Raw genomic sequence first — 18,979 nt, 5'->3', positions numbered from 1 at the left:
TAGATATGGAATGGATTAATGAATTGTTATGGGGAGAAGGGGTAGGGCATTCTATCCTTTTGTTATCCGTTGTGATCGCTCTGGGGATCCAGCTTGGTAAACTGAAGCTATTCGGTATCTCTTTAGGGATTACCATGGTACTGTTTGTCGGGATCTTTCTCGGGCATTTCGGTTTTACGGCGAATCCGTCGGTCGTTCATTTTTTTAGAGAGTTTGGTTTGATCTTATTTGTTTACTCGGTAGGTATGCAAGTAGGCCCCGGATTTTTCTCTTCGTTTCGAAAGGGAGGGATCACGTTGAATATGCTTGCTTGCGGTATTGTTTTTCTAGGGGTGATTACTGCCTTGATTATACATTATATTACAGGCATTCCTATACCGACAATGGTAGGTATCTTATCCGGAGCAGTGACGAATACACCGGGATTGGGCGCTGCTCAACAGGCTTATTCAGATATGACGGGGATCTCGGATGAAACGATCGCTTTAGGATATGCGGTTGCCTATCCGTTAGGTGTGATCGGCATTATCTTGTCGATGATTTTTATCCGTTATGTTTTCCGTATCTCTTTTGCGAAGGAGACGGAACAATTGGAAGAAGAGACGGATACGGAATCGGGAGGAGAGGCTGTACCTATCTCTTTGGTGGTGAAGAATCCGGCGATTTTTGGTCGTAGCGTAAGTGAGCTATCTAAATTGTTGGAACACCGTGAATTTGTTATTTCCCGTATTTTACGTAACGATACGAATCGGATAGAGATCGTGGCGGGGAACACGGTATTGAATGGGGATGATAAGATTTTTGTTATTACCGCAGAGCATGACGTGGAGGCGATAAAGACTTTTATCGGTCAAGAAATACAGATGGATCGTAAGCAATGGATTCCGGCGGAAAGCCAGTTTATCAGCCGGCGTATTTTGGTTACCCGGTCTGAAATCAACGGTAAGCAATTAGGGGCTTTGCAGTTACGCCGTTTACATGGAATTAACGTGACTCGGATCAATCGTGCGGGGCTGGAGTTGGTAGCTACTCCTAATCTGGTCTTGCAAATAGGCGACCGGGTGACAGTGGTCGGTAGTGAATTGGCGGTGGAGAAAGTTGCCGAGACGCTGGGTAATTCAATGAAACGCTTGAATGAACCTAATTTGGTGACTATTTTTGTTGGTATAGTTTTGGGTATTATCGTGGGAAGTCTTCCTATTAGTTTTCCGGGTATTCCTCAACCGGTGAAATTAGGATTAGCGGGAGGTCCGTTGATCGTTGCGATATTGATAAGCCGGTTCGGTTATCGTTATAAATTGGTTACTTATACCACGCAAAGTTCTAATTTACTATTGAGGGAATTAGGAATCACGTTGTTTCTCGCCTGCGTGGGATTGAGTGCGGGTGAAGGTTTTGTCGATACGATAGTCAATAAGGGTGGTGTAGCTTGGATCGGTTATGGTTTTATAATAACGTTATTGCCTCTACTGATTATCGGTTGTGTGGGAAGGTATTTTTATAAACTGAATTATTTTACGTTGATGGGATTGATTGCGGGAAGTACGACCGATCCTCCTGCGTTAGCCTATTCCAATATGGCGGCAGGAAATGATGCGCCGGCGGTTGGATATGCGACGGTTTATCCATTGACCATGTTTTTGCGTGTGTTGACCGCACAGTTAATGATATTATTCTTTTATACATAGAATAAATATTTTGTTGTTAGTAATGTTTAGAAAAGTGTAAACTCCCTAGCCTTCCGCCGAAGTGATTCGCCGGGGGGCTTTTTTGTTGCTAATCAAAAAGTAAACATGTATCTTTGCGGCCAATCAAGGTGTAGATGTTATCGATTCCGATAATAATCAGTAAAAGGGAATCCGGTGCGAGTCCGGAGCTGTACCCGTAGCTGTAAGTCCTTGGAGCCCCGGCAAATCTTGTTGCCACTGCCTATCGGATAGGCGGGAAGGTAGCCGACAGAGGGTGGACGAGCCAGAAAACCTGCCATGATTTTGTTATGCGACGTTTCGGGTGAAGACGTTGGTAAACCTAAGAATTATTATGCGAGATTTATATCTTATAAGATGTCTGTGCGTTTTTAGCGTATGGTTATTTTCTTTGGGTGTCGCTTTCGGTCAACAGATCGATACGACGGCCTATCACGAGCTTTCCGGGGTGGAAGTAGTGGAGAAGGTACGTCCGTCGGTCACCCGTGAAGGTACGCCTTTGCAAATTATGGACCGGGCGGGAATCGATCGCTTGGGAGTACAAGACCTATCCGAGGCCGTGAAACGCTTCTCGGGAGTTACAGTACAGGATTATGGGGGGATCGGAGGATTGAAAACGGTCTCGGTACGTAGCTTGGGAGCGAAGCATACCGCCGTCAGTTACGATGGGGTGACGATTACGGATGCGCAAAGCGGGCAAGTCGATATCAGCCGTTTCTCGTTGGATAACGTGGAGATGGTTTCCTTATCGATCGGACAATCGGATGACATCTTCCAAACGGCAAGGGTGTATGCCTCGGCAGGAGCCTTGAATATACAAACCGGAAAGCCCACGTTTAAAGACAAATCGTTTCATACTTATCTTAAGGTTAAGGGAGGTTCCTTCGGGCTTTTTAATCCCGTGCTGCATTATGATCAAAAATTAGGAAAGCGTTGGAGCGCATCCTTACATGGTGATTTCGTGCGTGCGGATGGGCAATATCCCTATACATTGATTAATGGGGAATTGGAGACGAGAGAGAAGCGTAGAAATAGCGATATCCATGCTTACCATTTGGAAGGTAATCTATTCGGCGATTTTGGAAGGGGAGGCGAACTTTCCTTTAAGGCGTACTATTTTGATTCGGAGCGGGGGCTTCCCGGTTCTGTTAATTTATATAACAAGAACACTTCTGAACGATTATGGGATAATAACTTTTTCGTGCAATCGGGGTATAAGAATGTTCTTAATGAGAAATTTACGCTACGGGCCATGGCTAAGTATAATTATGCTTTTACTCGTTATTTAGATATAAATGATAAATATGCTGCGGGCGAACAAGTCGATTTGAATACACAGAATGAGTATTATGGCTCTGTAGGTTTGCTGTATACTCCTATAAAGTATGTATCGGCGACGTTGACTACGGATTTAACTCGCTCTATGCTGGACAATAATTTTGTGAACGGCCCTAATCCAAAGCGAATGGCCTCTCAATCAGTACTAGCGGTGCAATATAAGAACAGTCGATTCACGGCTACCGCTAGTTTATTGGGAACATATATCACTGATAAAGTGGAGCAAGGGGAAAAACCGGATGATAAGAGGCGTTTATCCCCGGCTGTAAGTTTGTCTTGGCGGCCATTCTCGGAAAGTACTTTGCGGATACGTGCCTCTTACAAAGATATATTCCGGGTTCCTACATTTACGGACTTGTATTACCTCCGTATGGGAAATACAAATTTGAAACCGGAAGAAACTTCCCAATATAATGTAGGGGTAACATGGAGTTCTTCCTGTGGGGATTGGCTGCGGCATTTCAGTATTTCGGCGGATGGATATTATAATACGGTGAAAGATAAGATCGTGGCTTTACCTACCATGTATGTTTGGAAGATGATGAATATGGGCGAAGTGGATATTAAAGGGGTAGATGTAAATTTATCTACACAATTCCGATTGCCCTTACGAATGAGCTTGCTTTTGGCTTCCACTTATTCTTTTCAATACGCGGTTGATGTGACAGATCCGGAAGCTAAGAATTATAAGGATCAGATTCCTTATACACCTCGTCATTCTGGCACGGTTTCCGTAACCTTGGAAAATCCATGGGTAAATGTCTCTTATATACTGACTGCGGTTGGTGATCGTTATGCATTGCCGCAAAATATAGATCGGAACAGGATTGATTCTTATATAGAACAGAGTATTTCTATAAATCGAGATTTTCGTTTTCGATATTTCGGTTTGCGTTTGCAAGGTGAATTGTTAAATCTTGCGAACGTGAATTATGATGTTATTCAGTATTATCCCATGCCGGGCCGTTCTTGGCGTTTAAGTATTTGTTTATCCTATTAGTAAACTATAAAAGTAAAGTAATGAAAAAGAAGAATTTAGTTTGTGTCTCTGCCTTGTGTGCATTGATGTCTTTCTCGTTTGTCAGCTGTGATGACGACAATGAGCCTTCACTGAACATACCAAATGTATCTGTAACTAATGTCAGTTTTACGGATGAGAATCCGGAAGCTTTAAAAGTTAGCGGAACCTTAAATTGGACAGCTCCGTCTTCTGTTGACAATGTAACAAAGTACGTGATTTATGGTTCCTCTGATGGAACCGCTAAAGATATGAAAATTGCGGAGGTAGAAGTTGGAACACATTCATATGCTATTACGGATGTCGTAAATATAGGCTATTTATTAGTTATAGCCGCAAATGCGGAAGGTGAGTCTTCTGTTTATGCTTCCGTAAGAGTTATTGATTTTGTGAAGGATAGTTCTTTCATGGCTTTATATTTCTTGAATTCGGGCAATATGGGAAATAACAACTCTTCTTTATATATGTACGACATAGAAAAGGATGAGGTTGTCCCCGATTATTTCTTGGCTCAAAATGGCAGGGGGCTGGGAGATACGGCACAGGATATGATCGTGTATGGCGATAAGATGTATATCGCGGTATATGGAGAGTCTACGATAGAAGTGACAGATCTGAAGGCAAAATCCATTAAGCAAGTCAAGACAGAGGGGCAGCCCCGTTATATGGTATCAGAGGGTGGAAAAGTCTATATTAGCTATTATAATGGATATGTCGCTCGTTTGGATACCGCATCCTTGGAGGTTGAGGCGAAAGTAAAGGTCGGACGGAATCCGGAACAATTGGCGGTATCTTCTAATAAATTGTTTGTCTCAAACTCCGGAGGTATGGATTACAGTACCGAGGTTGGGTATGATAAAACGGTATCAGTGGTTGATCTGTCTACTTTTACAGAGATAAAGAAGTTGGATGTCGTATTGAATCCCACACGGATACAGGCGGATGAGCAAGGAAATGTATATGTGGTTTCTATGGGTAACTATGCGGATATACCCAATACGGTACAAAAGATAAATACGGAGACTTATGAGGTTACTTCCCTTACGAATTGTCCAAACGCAACGGAGATGGCCTATGAGGATGGCAAGCTATTTCTGTTCTATGCGCAATGGGGAATGTCTAGCCCTGCATTTTTAACATTTGATACAAAGAGCCAATCTGCGGGAACGAGCTTTATTACAGATGGAACCTCAATACAATCCCCTTATTCAATCAGTGCCGTGGGTGGAAATGTCTATGTCGCAGAGTCTGATTATAAGAATAATGGCGATATCTATTGTTTCGGAGGTGATGGTAAATTGTTCAAGAAGTTTGAGGCCGGTTTAAATCCCATGAAAGTAGTCCTCGCTCAAAAAGATAATATCTAATGCGATTACTGATTCTCTTAGGGTTCGCTTTCTGGATGGTGGCATGTACGCCATCCGGAAAGCAAACTTCTTCCAAGGAAGCTCTTTCCTCTGATAGTATTCAATATGCCCAAGGTTTCACGGTTCAGCGCTTTGATACCTATATAATGGTGGAAGTTCGTGATCCGTGGGATAGCACCCGTCTGCTTCAACGCTATTTATTGGTAGACCGGACAAAGTCGGTTCCCGGCGGATTACCCAAAGGGACGATCGTGAAGGTCCCGGTAAAAGATATTGTGATTTATACTTCTGTCCATGCGGCTATTATTGATCAACTGCACGAAACCGATAAGGTTATAGGCGTTTGTGAGCCTCGTTATATGGATACTCCTGCCATACAAGAGGGTATACAGGCCGGAAGAATCGCTGATTTAGGTGAGGCTACCTCTCCGAATATAGAGAAAATGATAGAGATCGGCGCGGAACTCGTGATAGCTTCCCCATTCCAGAACAGTAGTTATGGGCCTGTCGAGAAGATAGGGATACCCATTATCGAAGGAGCCGACTATATGGAGGCATTTCCTTTGGGGCGTACGGAGTGGATTCGCTTTTATGGTTTGCTATTCGGAAAGGAAGAGATGGCCGATTCTATATTTAAAGAAACAGAGCAAGCCTATTTGTCTCTAAAGGACTTAACCGCAAATATAGATAATCGTCCTACTGTTTTGTCGGAGAAAAAGTTCGGCTCTTCGTGGTATGTACCATCCGGAGATAGTTATATGGCTCATCTTATCGAGGACGCCGGAGCTGATTATATGTTTAAGGATTTACCGGGTGCCGGAAGTACCCCCTTAGCGTTTGAGACCGTGTTTGATAAAGCGATCCATGCGGATATTTGGCTTGTTAAATATAATCAGTCTTCTGAGATGACCTATAACGATTTACGCTCCGAATATACTCCTTACGAGAATTTCGACGCTTTTAAAAAAAAACGGATTTATACCTGTAATACAGGTGCAGTTCCTTATTACGAGGAATTCCCTATACATCCGGAATATTTATTGAAAGATTTAATCTGGATTTTCCATCCGGAGCTAGTATTCGGGTATTCTCCCCGTTATTTTAGAGAAATGCCCTGATTGTCTTAAAGGTTTCATATCTTTGTTGAAATGTCGTTTCTAGACAAATAAAGGTATTAGACTATGAAGATAAAAAAGGTATATGCTGATGCTTTAACTACATTAGCGAAGGGAACAGATGCCGGGATTTACAGGTTGAATCCCAAACGAGTTGAAATCGTGAGTTGTGAGCAAGATGTAAAACGTGTTCTTGCTGAATGTGAGAAGACTGGTAAATCTGTAACCTTTAAAGCTGGGGGGACCTCTTTATCCGGCCAGACTATTACAGATTCTGTATTGATGGAAATCAGTCCTGACTATGGAAAGGTTAAGATTTCAGGAGATGGGAGTTTGGCTAAATTCCCTTGTGGTATAACTGGAGAAGAGGCGAACCGCTGGTTGAAACCTTATGGCCGTAAGCTAGGGCCTAGCCCTGCCTCCATCAAATCCGCACGTATCGGCGGGATCGTAGCGAATAACTCGAATGGTTCTAGCTATGGTATTATCCATAACTCCTATAATACGGTCCGGGATATGGAGATTATCTTTGCGGATGGAGCCTTTTTGGATACTTCTTCGTTAGCGAGTCGCAGGGATTTCATGCAAACGCATATAGGCTTATTGGAGAAGTTGATGAATTTCCGTTTGGAGATCTTGTTGAATCCAGACATGGAAGACCGGATTCTATCTAAATATGAGTTGAAGAATACATGCGGTTATGGAATGAACTCTTTCTTGGATTATACCGATCCATACGATATACTCATGCATTTAATGGTTGGCTCGGAAGGAACCTTAGGGTTTATTTCTTCGGTTACTTTCGAGACAGTCCCCGATGAGGCTTTAAAAGCTTCCGCCTTGATTTATTTCCCCTCTTTGATGGAGGCGTGCAGAGCCATAGCCCCGTTACGCCAATGCAAAGTGTCCGCCGCCGAGTTGATGGATAGAAACGCCTTACATGCGGTAGAGGATGAACCGGGGATGCCGGAGATATTACATTCTTTACCCGAGGATGCGGTAGCGTTGCTGATCGACACGTCTTCTAATTCGGAAGAAGAACTTCAAATCCAATTCCGGGATATAGAGGAGCGGCTAGCAGATATACAGACCTTATATCCGGTATCATTTACGACCGATCCGAAGCTTTACGCTACTTATTGGCGGGTACGAAACGGTTTATTTACTTCCGCTGCGGGAAGACGGCCACGGGGTACGGTATCTATTATTGAAGATATCGCTTTCCGGGAAGAGGTTTTAGGAGAGGCTTTGGAACAAGTGCGTGGGGTCTTGTCGGATTATGGATACGGAAATGCGGTGATGTGGGGACATTTATTGGATGGAAACGTTCATTTCACGATTTTTCCGGATATAAACGCACAGGAAGGTATCGATCATTACGCTTCTTTTATGCGTAGCCTTGTAGATGTGGTACTTTACTACGACGGTAGCTTGAAAGCGGAGCATGGCACGGGACGAAATATGGCTCCATTTGTTAAAGATGAATGGGGTGAGGAGATTTATGAGTTGATGTGGAAGATCAAAAGGCTCTTTGACCCGGAAAATATATTAAATCCGGGTGTCCTTTTAAATCGGGACCCGGATGTGTTTATAAAGAACTTAAAGCAAATACCGTTGGCGAATGAGCTGATCGATAAATGCATCGAGTGTGGTTTTTGTGAGATACAATGTCCGTCAAGGCATGTGACATTGACACCCCGGCAACGTATCGTGATCTATAGGGAATTATCGGCTTTGGCGGAACAGGGGGAAACAAACTCTAAGCGATATAAAGAACTCAAGAAAGCCTTTAACTATAAAGGTAACGCTACCTGCGCTACCGATGGCCTATGTGCTACGGCATGTCCGGTTGGCATTAATACCGGTTTATTGATCAAAGAGTTACGGTGGAAAGAGAATGGTGCCTTGGCGAATGCTATCGCTTCGGGCATCGCCGGGAATATGGGAACCGTAACGGGTATGCTTCGTCCTTTGCTTAAGCTGCCCCATGTGTTTTCAAAGCTGGTGGGATATAACGCATTCGAGAGATTTACCTCTTTCTTGTTTAGGGCTTCCGCTCATAAATTCCCGCTTTGGACTCGGCATACACCTTCTGGCGCGTCAAAGTTCAAGGAACTGACGGGTGTAGAGAATGGGATGGAAATGGTTTATTTCCCGTCTTGTATTACCCGCACGATGGGAGCTTCAGCTGATTATGAAGATGTGGATTTTGTAAGTGTAACGGAACAAACAATCGCTTTATTGACAAGAGCGGACTTTACGATTCGTTATCCTGAGAATCTAAGTAAGCTTTGTTGCGGCATGGCTTTTAGCAGTAAAGGGTTCCGGAAGCAAGCGGCGCAGAAGGCAAAGGAATTGAATGAGGCTCTTTTACGAGCGAGCGATAACGGCCGCTTGCCTATTTTGTGTGACATGAGCCCTTGCTTGCTGCATATGAGGGAAACCTTGGATAAACGTTTACGATTATATGAACCTGTGGAGTTTATCTATGACTTTATGCGTGATCGTCTGAACTTTACTAAGTTGCCGGTTACGGTAGCGGTACACTCTACTTGTAGTACAACGAAGATGGGAGTACAAGACAAGCTGGTGGAACTGGCGGGCTTATGTGCGAACCGGGTGGTCTCTCCCGCTCAAGTTACTTGTTGCGGTTGGGCGGGCGATCGTGGTTTCTTCTATCCGGAACTAAACGCTTCCGGTCTTCATTACTTGAAACCGAACTTGCATGGGGCGACGGAAGGATATAGCAATAGCCGTACGTGCGAGATCGGTTTGACGATGAATAGTGGGATATCCTATAAATCGATCGTCTATTTAGTGGAAAAGGCTACTCGTTAAAAATCAAAAACCCCGGTTTCGTACAACTGAAACCCGGGGCTTTGTAGTTTGGCATTCGAAATTATAGGGAGTTTTATTTCATAGATTCTTTATTCATATTATGCGTAACCGTTAAGCATTCCGTTGAAATACATCGGTTTTAAAATATATACCTTTAAGATCCAAGCAAGCCATTGCTCTTTTGATGTATCGATCATCGAGAATGGGAATGAAATGTCGGGTTTCTTTTCGTAGTCAAACTCACAAAGCAACACATGGCCGTAATCCGTGACGATCGGGCAAGCGGCATAACCGTTGTATTTCTCGGTCGGCTCTTTGCCTTCCATGAGCGCGATCAGGTTCTTGGCGGCGATAGGTACTTGCTTACGGATAGCGGCAGATGTTTTACTGGTCGGGATACCGGCTACATCACCCAGAGAAACGATGTTCTGGTATTTCTTATGTACCAAGGTCTCTTTATCGACCATTACCCATGCGTCCGCGGCCAATTTACCTTCTGTCCAACCTAATCCGGCATCACGAACGAAATCGGGAGCGGACATAGGCGGGGTGAAGTGTAAGAAATCGTAATCCTCTACGAACGGCGTTACGATCTTTTCTTCGCCTTTTGTCTCTATCTTCTCAAAATGTACTTGCTTCGCGGATGTGTCTACACCTTTTACACGTACATTCAAGTTAATAGGTATGTTACGTTCATTATATATTTCTAGCAAGCGAGGTGTGAAATACGGGATATCGTATAGTTCCTTCGAAGCGGTAAAATAATTCAATTGCAGCTTGTCGCGTGTCCCTTGTTTCCTTGCGTAATGCTCGGATAATAAACAGATCTTTTTGGGGGCGCCACCACATTTATGTTTTGTATAGGTATCGGTATAAATACCTTTGCCTCCTTTTTTAGCGAATTCTTGAAGAGCTTTCCATGTCTTTTGGGCTCCTTCGAAATCGTAAATAGAGTTTGCGTTTCCTTGTCCCAAGGTATCGTGGGTAATACCCTCTACTTTTTCCCAGTTACATTGTAATCCCGGGGTCAGTACTAAAAAGTCGTATGGAATCTTTCCGTTACTTTTGGTCGTTACTTGATTCCATACGGGATCAACCGCGGCGACCGAGTCCTTTATCCATTTTATACCGCTAGGCATACAATCCTCTTGCTTCTTCCAAACATCTTCCGGTTGGTACACACCTGAGGCGATCAGAGTGAATCCCGGTTGATAAAACTGACGATCGCTGGGGTCAATCAGGGTGATATCCGGTTCATCAAGCCAATGTTTTAATCGGGCAGCCATACTGATACCAGCGGCTCCTCCACCGATAATAACGATTTTACCTTTTGCGCTGCTTGAAAAAGCGTTTGCTTTTCCGGTATTAGCTCCCGCGATCAGTCCTGTCGCCGCTAATAACTTAAAGAAATGTCGTCTGTCGACACCTTTCTTTTCTAGCGCATCTAATTGTTTCTCCAGTTCGTGTTTCATCATGTCGAAAGAATTTAAGATTTTATTCGCCGGCAAAGGAAACATAATAAATTACGGTAGCCATGAAAATGACTACTACACGACTTGCGCAAATGATTTTTTTATTGGATAAGACTACTACAAGACTTTCTCAATCTCTTTCTATGTGCGTTTAATATGCTGTTATGTAGAATATTATATATTAAGCATATTCTAGAAAATATTTTTAGTAGTTCATTAAGAAATCGACAAGATTCGTATCCCCATCAAGGGCTAATCGCTTTCTTAAGCGGTATCTTCTTAGCTCGATAGCTCGTACGGATACATTCATTAACGACGCAATTTCCTTCGTGGAAAGGTTCATGCGGAGTAAACAACATATGCGCAAATCGCCTGCCGTTATATCTGTGTATTGCTGGCGTAAACGATCCATGAAATTCTGGTGGGCGCTATTAAAATAGGTCTCGAACTGCACCCAATCCGCTTGATCGTTCAAGGTAGATTCGATCAAGGAACGTAAACGGGTATATAACTTATTGGGATATCGGTCACCCAATGTCTCTTTCTGCTTATCCAGTTCTTCCAACAAAGCTTGGATTGCCTCGTTTCTTTTTACCAAAGCTGTCGTCTGGAGAGTAAGCTCATTGTTTTTGTTTTGCAACTCCGTTTCCAGCATCTCGCTTTTCATTTGTTGAAGCCTTTGCAGTTCGGCTTGTCGCTCTGCCTCCAGCTTTTCTTGTTCTTTTTTCCGCAAATTCCTTAAATGGTACCGAAGCCCTTCTTGAATGGCGAACCATATCAAAGCGACGTAGATCAAATAGGCCCATACGGTATTATACCAAGGAGGGCGCACCGTGATTTGCATCGTGATCTCGGGAAACGGACCCCGGGTTACATATTTACGTACCCTTAGCTCATAAGTTCCTTCCGGAAGTTGTAAGAAGGTAATTTTGCCGTCTTTCTGCCAAGAAGACCAATCGGCGGATACCCCTTCCAGCTTATAACTGATTTGGTGATTAGGGGTGAATACCGTTGTCCCGATGTATAGCGAGAGTTCTTGGAAGTTATGGGGCATGTTGATTCTTTGCGTGTCCGGATATAAATAATGTGTACCTTCTTGATCTTGATACTCGATGCGCATAAACCGTGGCATCGTCAATCCTCCTAGGCTTCCCTCTATTAATTGGCGGGTGTTGATTAATAGGGTTCCTTGCATGGCGGATACCAAATCAAGAGAATCATTCAAGGGGATGATCCGTTTGCCATTGGTCACCAGATTCAGATCGTAATTATCGAATAGGATCCGGCATTTTAAAGTTCCTGTACCGTTTTCCCGATGGAAGAGTCCGGCCTCATTCTGGATCGTGAGCCAATACAAATTGTCTGGAACCGGGTAAATACTTTCTGCGTTGGCGAATACGCCCAATACATCTTTATTCTTAAATAAAGTGCTTACCGATAAATGATTGTCGGCCGTATCCGGATGGATATATGAACGTCCGATCTCACCGGATATCGGGGTAAACTTATCACCAAACATCAAGCTCCGGCTGAAGTAGCCGAGATTTGTCCGGATATAGAGGCGGTTATCCTCTTTTACAGCGTCTTCCAACTTCCCGATCTGGCTTCTTTTACCTAACATGGCGATGGGAGGATTGATATCTATTTGGGAGATACCATTATCCAAGGCGACCCAGATTAAGTTATTATCCTGTACGCAGATGGAACGTACGATATTATCTTGTAACTGATTATTGATGTTGAGATGTTGAAAGATCTCCCCTTCGTCGTTGGTGATATAAATGCCGGACGTAGATGTTCCCGTGAAATTGAGACCTCCGGCGCTAGCGAAAGAAGTAGGGTGCTTTTCCTCGATTTCTTTCGGGATCGTGTAGTTCGTCTCGGGGTTATCGAAACCGACGTGCGATGGGAGCGTATCGATCGGATGGTATTCCAGATTCCCGAGTTCGTCGTATAGCCAATAGCCTAACGATGATTTGCCTTGGGTATAGATAGAATCGTTCTGGAAAGATACTTTATAAATAGGGGTTTTATCCGGTAATGGATATGTGTTCCATGTATTCCCGTCAAAAGTAACCAGACCGGAATTATTAGCTACATATAAGATGCCATGATAGGAAACCGCTAAATCCCAATTCTGGCAACTAGCCTTATAATCGTCTACGGAATAATTTTGTACGAGGATAGAGGGAGCGACCACAGACGCACGCAAGGCGAAAACCGCCAGTATAGATAATAATATGATAAAAGGTAGCCGTCTGTACATGGTCTTTAAACTATAGAGACAAGGCATAAAGCCTTGTCTCTTTATATTACACACATGCAAATATAATCAAATTTTGATTACTTGTACTCCTGCCAGCTCTTAATCTGTATATCTTCTACGTTCATATTGCAGAAAGCGTCGATAAAGGCGCTAGCCAGACGGGCGTTCGTGATCAATGGAATGTTATGATCGATCGCCGCACGACGGATCTTATAGCCATTGGTCAACTCACGTTTGCTATGATCTTTCGGGATATTTACTACCAATTCGAAAGCGTGATTGCTGAACATATCCATGATATTCAAATCACCTTCCTCATCCGGCCAGCAAACGGCGGTTGCCTTGATTCCGTTATCGTTCAGGAACTTGGCGGTTCCGTGCGTACCATAGATCGTGTAACCCTTGGCATCCAGCATGCGGCAAGGCTCCAATAAATCGACCTTGCTCTTAGCTGCGCCGGAAGATACTAAAATGTTCTTCTTAGGAATACTGTTGCCTACGGCGATCATGGCGGAAAGCAAAGCCTCGTTGAAATCGTCGCCTATACAACCTACCTCGCCGGTGGAGCTCATGTCCACACCTAATACAGGGTCTGCCTTATGCAAACGGGCGAATGAGAACTGGGAAGCCTTGATTCCGATCCAGTCGATATCGAATGCGCTCTTATCCGGTTTCGTATACGGAGCGTCCAGCATGATGCGGGTAGCCGTCTCGATAAAGTTGCGTTTCAATACTTTAGATACAAACGGGAAACTACGTGAGGCACGTAAGTTACATTCGATTACTTTCACGAAGTTATTCTTCGCCAAGAACTGGATATTGAACGGACCGCTGATATTTAACTCCTTTGCGATCATCTTGCTTACTTTCTTGATGCGGCGGGCTGTCTCGAAGTAAATCTTCTGAGCCGGGAACACCAAGGTAGCGTCACCGGAGTGAACACCGGCGAACTCGATATGCTCGGAGATCGCGTACTCAACCACCTCGCCATTCATAGCGACAGCGTCGAACTCGATCTCTTTCGTTCCTTGCATGAACTCGGATACGACCACCGGATATTCCTTGGAAACCTTAGCGGCCAAATCCAAGAACTCGATCATCTGCTCTTTCGTATGGCAAACGTTCATCGCCGCTCCGGACAATACGTAAGACGGACGGATCAAGATCGGGAAACCTACTTTCTCGATAAACGCGTCGATCTCTTCCATGCTGGTAAGCTCTGCCCAACGAGGTTGGTCGATACCTAGCGAATCCAACATCGCGGAGAATTTATGACGGTTCTCGGCACGGTCGATCGATAGCGGGGAAGTACCTAATACCGGAACATTCTGGCGGTACAGTTTCATCGCCAAGTTGTTCGGGATCTGTCCACCTACGGAGACGATCACGCCCTTCGGCAATTCCAGATCGATCACGTCTAGCACGCGCTCGAATGAAAGCTCGTCGAAGTACAGACGGTCGCACATATCGTAGTCGGTAGATACGGTCTCCGGGTTATAGTTGATCATGATCGATTTATAACCTAGCTTACGAGCGGTCTGGGCGGCATTCACCGAACACCAGTCGAACTCAACGGACGAGCCGATACGGTAAGCTCCGGACCCCAAGATAATCACGCTCTTCTCATTCGGGTAGTAGGTGATATCGTGCGGCGTGCCGTCGTAAGTCATATATAGATAGTTGGTCAATTCCGGGTGTTCGGAAGCGATCGTGTTGATACGTTTCACGGTAGGGAGAATGCCCATTTTCTTACGCAAGTTGCGTACGCGGATATTCTCTTTCTCCATATTTCCTTCCGGGTTCTCTACGTAACGAGCGATCTGGAAGTCTGAGAAACCAAGGCGTTTCGCCTCTTTCAATACATCTTCCGGAAGATCCTCGATCTTGTTGTAACCTTTCAATACGTTGGCGTAATCCACGATATTCTTCAAGCCCTCCAAGAACCAGCGTGTGATCTTTGACAACTCATGGATCTTGTCTACGCTATATCCCTGTTCCAAGGCTTGCGCCACGGCGAAGATACGCAAGTCGGTAGGGTTCGCCAACTCCTCGTCCAAGTTATCGAAATGGATATCGTTGTTACCTACGAAACCATGCATTCCTTGTCCGATCATACGAAGACCCTTCTGCATGATCTCCTCGAAGCTCTTACCGATCGACATGATCTCGCCGACGGATTTCATGCTGGAACCGATCTGGCGGCTAACGCCGACGAACTTCGTCAAGTCCCAACGCGGGATCTTCACGATCATATAATCTACCTCCGGCGCTTTGTACGCGGAGTTCGGAGTACCCATCTCGCCGATCTCGTCCAATCCGTAGCCCAACGCCAACTTAGCGGCGACGAAAGCCAATGGATAACCGCTGGCCTTGGATGCCAAGGCGGAAGAACGGCTCAAGCGAGCGTTCACCTCGATCACACGGTAATCGCAAGTCTCGGAGTTGAAAGCGTATTGGATATTACATTCACCCACGATACCTAAGTGGCGGATCGTCTTGGTAGAAAGTTCTTTCAATAAATCTAATTCTTTCTCGGTCAAGGAGCAAGTCGGAGCTACTACGATACTCTCGCCGGTGTGTACGCCTAGCGGGTCTACGTTCTCCATGCTCACTACCGTGAAGCAATGGTCGTTCTTGTCGCGGATCACCTCGAACTCGATCTCTTTCCAACCCTTCAAAGATTCCTCGACCAAGATCTGGGATGAGTAAGCGAAAGCGCTTTCCGCCAAGGTGCGAAGCTCGGCCTCGTCCTTGCAGATACCACTGCCCATACCACCTAATGCGTAAGCGGAACGGATCATTACGGGGAAACCGATCTTGTAAGCGGCAGCCACGGCGTCGTCCATGCTTTCTACGGCTTGGCTGATCGGGGTCTTCACTTCTATCTCGTTCAGTTTCTTAACAAATAGGTCACGGTCCTCGGTGTACATGATAGCCTCAACGGATGTACCCAATACTTTCACTCCATATTTAGCCAACGTGCCGCTGGTGTAAAGTTGAGTACCGCAGTTCAAAGCGGTCTGCCCGCCAAACGCCAATAGGATTCCGTCCGGTTGTTCTTTTTTGATAACTTCCTCCACGAAGTAAGGAGTGATAGGCAAGAAATATACCTTATCGGCTACTCCCTCGGATGTTTGGATAGTCGCGATATTCGGATTTAGCAATACGGTACTGATCCCTTCTTCTTTCAGAGCCTTTAACGCTTGCGAACCAGAGTAGTCAAACTCCCCGGCCTGTCCGATCTTCAGGGCACCCGAGCCCAGAACAATCACCTTTTTGATATCACTTTTCGACATAGTAATTTGGGTTGTTTTGTTTATTATAATGATTTTAGAATATTATATTTATATTATATCACCGGACCGATGGACACAAAAAAAATGCGTTAGTAAAAGTAACCAACGCATCTTATATAACCAAATTATAATCCCGTAAAATAGAGAAAAGAGCCTCAACCTCCGACATATAACCGGAATAGAACTTCGGATTATCCTTATGTGTCTTGTTTGTCATCTGCTCTCTCTTCAAAATTTCGGCAAAGATAGGGCTTTTGTTTGAAAGAACAAGTTATTTTCTTAAATTTGTAGTATTGTATCAGAAAAAAGAAAGCTTATGGCACGAATAACGATTCCTTATGCGGTAGCGGATTTTGTAGAGATGCGGGAACGCAATTTCTACTATGTGGACAAGACCGATTTCATTCCGGGCTTGGAAGACTATAAGGCTCCAGTCTTCTTGCGTCCCCGTCGTTTCGGGAAAAGCCTGTTTATCTCTACCTTGGCTTGTTACTACGACCGTACCAAGGCCGACCGGTTCGAGGAATTGTTCGGCGGGACTTGGATCGGGGAGCACCCGACGGAGGAGCATAATCGTTATATGATCGTGCGCTATGATTTCTCAGCCATGGTTATGGCTGATGATATGGAGGGGCTGGAGCGTAACTTCAATCGCTTGAACTGTTCTCCGGTGGAAATTATGGTGACGCATAACCGTGACGTGTTCAAGGATTTTCAATTCTCTAGCCGTGATGATGCTTCCCAGATGCTTGAGGAGGTCTTGGGATACGTTCGCGAGCACGGCCTCCCTAAGGTTTATATATTGGTCGATGAGTACGATAATTTCACGAATCAACTGCTGACGGCCTATAAAGATCCGCTGTACGAGCAAGTGACCACGAGGGACAGTTTCTTGCGTACCTTTTTCAAAGTCATAAAGAAAGGTATCGGCGAGGGGAGTGTGCGTACTTGCTTTTGTGCGGGAGTTCTTCCCGTCACGATGGATGATTTGACCAGCGGGTATAATATAGCGGAGATCTTGACCTTGCATCCGAGGTTTCTGGATATGCTTGGTTTTACGTATGAGGAAGCGAGCGCTTATCTGGGATACGTGTTGAAGAAGTATGGCACGGGGCAGGACTCTTTTGAGGAACTTTGGCAACTGATCGTGAATAACTATGACGGCTATCGCTTCCGTCCTGGCGCGGAGCCTTTATTCAATTCCACGATCTTGACCTATTTCTTTAAGAACTTCGCCACGATGGATGGTATGATCCCGAGTGAGCTGGTGGATGAGAACCTGCGTACGGATATCGGTTGGATCCGTCGCTTGACCCTCTCGCAAGAGAACTCCAAGGAGATGCTGGATGCGTTGGTGATTGACGACGAGTTATCCTATAACGTTTCCGACCTGTCGAGCAAGTTCAACAAGAGGAAATTCTTCGACAAGAACTTCTATCCGGTCAGCCTCTTTTATCTGGGTATGACCACGCTGCGGAATAATTACCGCATGGTGCTACCCAACCTTACGATGCGCAGCATCTACATGGACTATTACAACGAGATGAATCATATAGAGGGAAACGCCCAACGCTATGTGCCTACTTACGAGCGTTTCACGGAAGAGCGTCGTTTCGAGCCGCTGGTACAAAACTACTTCGAGCAATACCTCGGGCAGTTCCCGGCGCAGGTGTTCGACAAGATCAACGAGAATTTCATCCGTTGCTCCTTCTTCGAGCTTTGTTCCCGTTACCTGAGCAGCTACTATACGTTCGCCATCGAGCAGAACAATTCGGCGGGCCGTTCGGATTTCGAGATGACCGGTATCCCCGGTACGGACTATTACAAGGATGACCGGTTGGTGGAATTCAAGTATTTCAAGGCGAAGGAGGTGGAGCGCATGCTGGCGCTCAGCGATCCCCGTCCCGAGGACGTGGCGCAAGTACTCGCCTACGCCAAGGATACCAAGGAGAAGTTCCCGTACTACCATGTCCGTTCCTACATTGTATATATCTGTGCCAACAAAGGATGGAAATGCTGGGAGGTGACTCCGTGATATCAATCCAATTGCTTTATTAATAGTACTTTGTGGTGCCAATGATGTGCCATGCTATTGGCACGTTCGTAACATGGGTAGTGGCACAAGCCTCTCTTCCTTGGTTTACCAGTCGTACTCCTAGAAATAAGCGTCGAAACCTTTTGGCTCTTTTACCCCACAGCGTTTGAGCGCATTCAATACGACCTGTTGCTCGGAGGGTGAGAGCGGCCTTTCTCCCTTGCGGACACGGTAGTAAGTACGCCGGCTGAAGTGCCTCATGAGTCCCGGGATAACGGAGAGCATCTGTTTGTGCGGCAAGCTCTCCAATAGGCTTACGAATCCCGCGGCATAGCGTACTTTCTTGTTCGGACGGTAATAAGGGCAAGTTCCCTTCAATGAGGCGAGGTGTCTCGGGCTGATGATCTGCCAATAGGCCGTCTCGTCGGGCTTTATTAAGTATTCTTGTTAAAGGTGATTGTTTGTTTCGGCGTTCTGGAATAGGGGTGTTTACGCGTGCGGCCTACCTCATGAATTTACGAGGTAGGC

General features: G+C 45.1%; 9 protein-coding genes, 1 pseudogene and 1 riboswitch. Of the genes and pseudogenes, 6 read left to right on the top strand and 4 right to left on the bottom strand.

Going from position 1 to position 18,979, the window contains the following annotated elements; all coding sequences use genetic code 11:
- The first annotated feature begins 5 nt into the window (after positions 1–5).
- The 5 genes from DW205_RS04905 to DW205_RS04885 all read left to right on the top strand — a co-directional run bounded on the left by DW205_RS04905 (position 6) and on the right by DW205_RS04885 (position 9,382).
- Complete coding sequence (locus tag DW205_RS04905) at positions 6–1,688, top strand: putative transporter (RefSeq protein ID WP_005859616.1); 1,683 nt, start codon at positions 6–8, stop codon at positions 1,686–1,688.
- 109 nt (positions 1,689–1,797) lie between these two features.
- Positions 1,798–2,003, top strand: a riboswitch (cobalamin riboswitch).
- A 37-nt stretch (positions 2,004–2,040) separates the two neighbouring features.
- Positions 2,041–4,044 carry a TonB-dependent siderophore receptor gene (locus DW205_RS04900; protein ID WP_005859614.1) on the top strand — a complete coding sequence of 668 codons (2,004 nt, stop codon included), beginning with the start codon at positions 2,041–2,043 and terminating at the stop codon, positions 4,042–4,044.
- 20 nt (positions 4,045–4,064) lie between these two features.
- On the top strand, positions 4,065–5,429 hold the full coding sequence (locus DW205_RS04895; protein ID WP_005859612.1) for a DUF5074 domain-containing protein: 1,365 nt from the start codon (positions 4,065–4,067) through the stop codon (positions 5,427–5,429).
- Entirely contained in the window at positions 5,429–6,547 is a 1,119-nt protein-coding gene (locus DW205_RS04890; RefSeq protein ID WP_005867452.1) for an ABC transporter substrate-binding protein, read from the top strand. Before DW205_RS04895 ends, DW205_RS04890 begins: the two co-directional genes overlap by 1 nt.
- Before the next feature lie 63 nt (positions 6,548–6,610).
- Entirely contained in the window at positions 6,611–9,382 is a 2,772-nt protein-coding gene (locus DW205_RS04885) for an FAD-binding and (Fe-S)-binding domain-containing protein (RefSeq protein ID WP_005867453.1), read from the top strand.
- A gap of 98 nt (positions 9,383–9,480) precedes the next feature.
- On the opposite strand, the gene DW205_RS04880 is transcribed toward DW205_RS04885, so the two are convergent.
- The 3 genes from DW205_RS04880 to carB form a co-directional block, all read right to left on the bottom strand.
- Positions 9,481–10,857 (bottom strand): NAD(P)/FAD-dependent oxidoreductase, encoded by a 1,377-nt coding sequence (locus DW205_RS04880; RefSeq protein WP_005867456.1) that lies wholly within the window; start codon positions 10,855–10,857, stop codon positions 9,481–9,483.
- Positions 10,858–11,059: 202 nt separating this feature from the next.
- Positions 11,060–13,120 (bottom strand): transcriptional regulator, encoded by a 2,061-nt coding sequence (locus DW205_RS04875; RefSeq protein ID WP_034530151.1) that lies wholly within the window; start codon positions 13,118–13,120, stop codon positions 11,060–11,062.
- Between the two features lie 77 nt (positions 13,121–13,197).
- Positions 13,198–16,416 carry a carbamoyl-phosphate synthase (glutamine-hydrolyzing) large subunit gene (gene carB / locus DW205_RS04870; protein WP_005867460.1) on the bottom strand — a complete coding sequence of 1,073 codons (3,219 nt, stop codon included), beginning with the start codon at positions 16,414–16,416 and terminating at the stop codon, positions 13,198–13,200.
- A gap of 316 nt (positions 16,417–16,732) precedes the next feature.
- On the opposite strand from carB, the gene DW205_RS04865 reads away from it, so the two are divergent.
- Positions 16,733–18,451, top strand: coding sequence for an ATP-binding protein (locus DW205_RS04865; protein ID WP_005867462.1), 1,719 nt, complete (start codon positions 16,733–16,735; stop codon positions 18,449–18,451).
- Between the two features lie 120 nt (positions 18,452–18,571).
- Here the strand turns inward: DW205_RS04865 and DW205_RS04860 are convergent.
- Positions 18,572–18,932 (bottom strand): annotated as a pseudogene (locus tag DW205_RS04860) (DUF6078 family protein).
- Between the last annotated feature and the right edge of the window lie 47 nt (positions 18,933–18,979).

This window comes from Parabacteroides sp. AM17-47, from assembly GCF_003434625.1.
GTDB classification, from domain to species: Bacteria; Bacteroidota; Bacteroidia; order Bacteroidales; family Tannerellaceae; genus Parabacteroides; species Parabacteroides distasonis.
Note: the sequence above shows the minus strand (reverse complement) of the source record. Positions and strands in the feature narration are given on the sequence as shown.

Excerpts from the sequence above, each read along its gene's own strand:
- DW205_RS04905 (WP_005859616.1), top strand. The coding sequence starts at position 6 with ATGGAATGGATTAATGAATTGTTATGGGGAGAAGGGGTAGGGCATTCT.
- DW205_RS04900 (WP_005859614.1), top strand. The coding sequence starts at position 2,041 with ATGCGAGATTTATATCTTATAAGATGTCTGTGCGTTTTTAGCGTATGG.
- DW205_RS04895 (WP_005859612.1), top strand. The coding sequence starts at position 4,065 with ATGAAAAAGAAGAATTTAGTTTGTGTCTCTGCCTTGTGTGCATTGATG.
- DW205_RS04890 (WP_005867452.1), top strand. The coding sequence starts at position 5,429 with ATGCGATTACTGATTCTCTTAGGGTTCGCTTTCTGGATGGTGGCATGT.
- DW205_RS04885 (WP_005867453.1), top strand. The coding sequence starts at position 6,611 with ATGAAGATAAAAAAGGTATATGCTGATGCTTTAACTACATTAGCGAAG.
- DW205_RS04880 (WP_005867456.1), bottom strand. The coding sequence starts at position 10,857 with ATGATGAAACACGAACTGGAGAAACAATTAGATGCGCTAGAAAAGAAA.
- DW205_RS04875 (WP_034530151.1), bottom strand. The coding sequence starts at position 13,120 with ATGTACAGACGGCTACCTTTTATCATATTATTATCTATACTGGCGGTT.
- carB (WP_005867460.1), bottom strand. The coding sequence starts at position 16,416 with ATGTCGAAAAGTGATATCAAAAAGGTGATTGTTCTGGGCTCGGGTGCC.
- DW205_RS04865 (WP_005867462.1), top strand. The coding sequence starts at position 16,733 with ATGGCACGAATAACGATTCCTTATGCGGTAGCGGATTTTGTAGAGATG.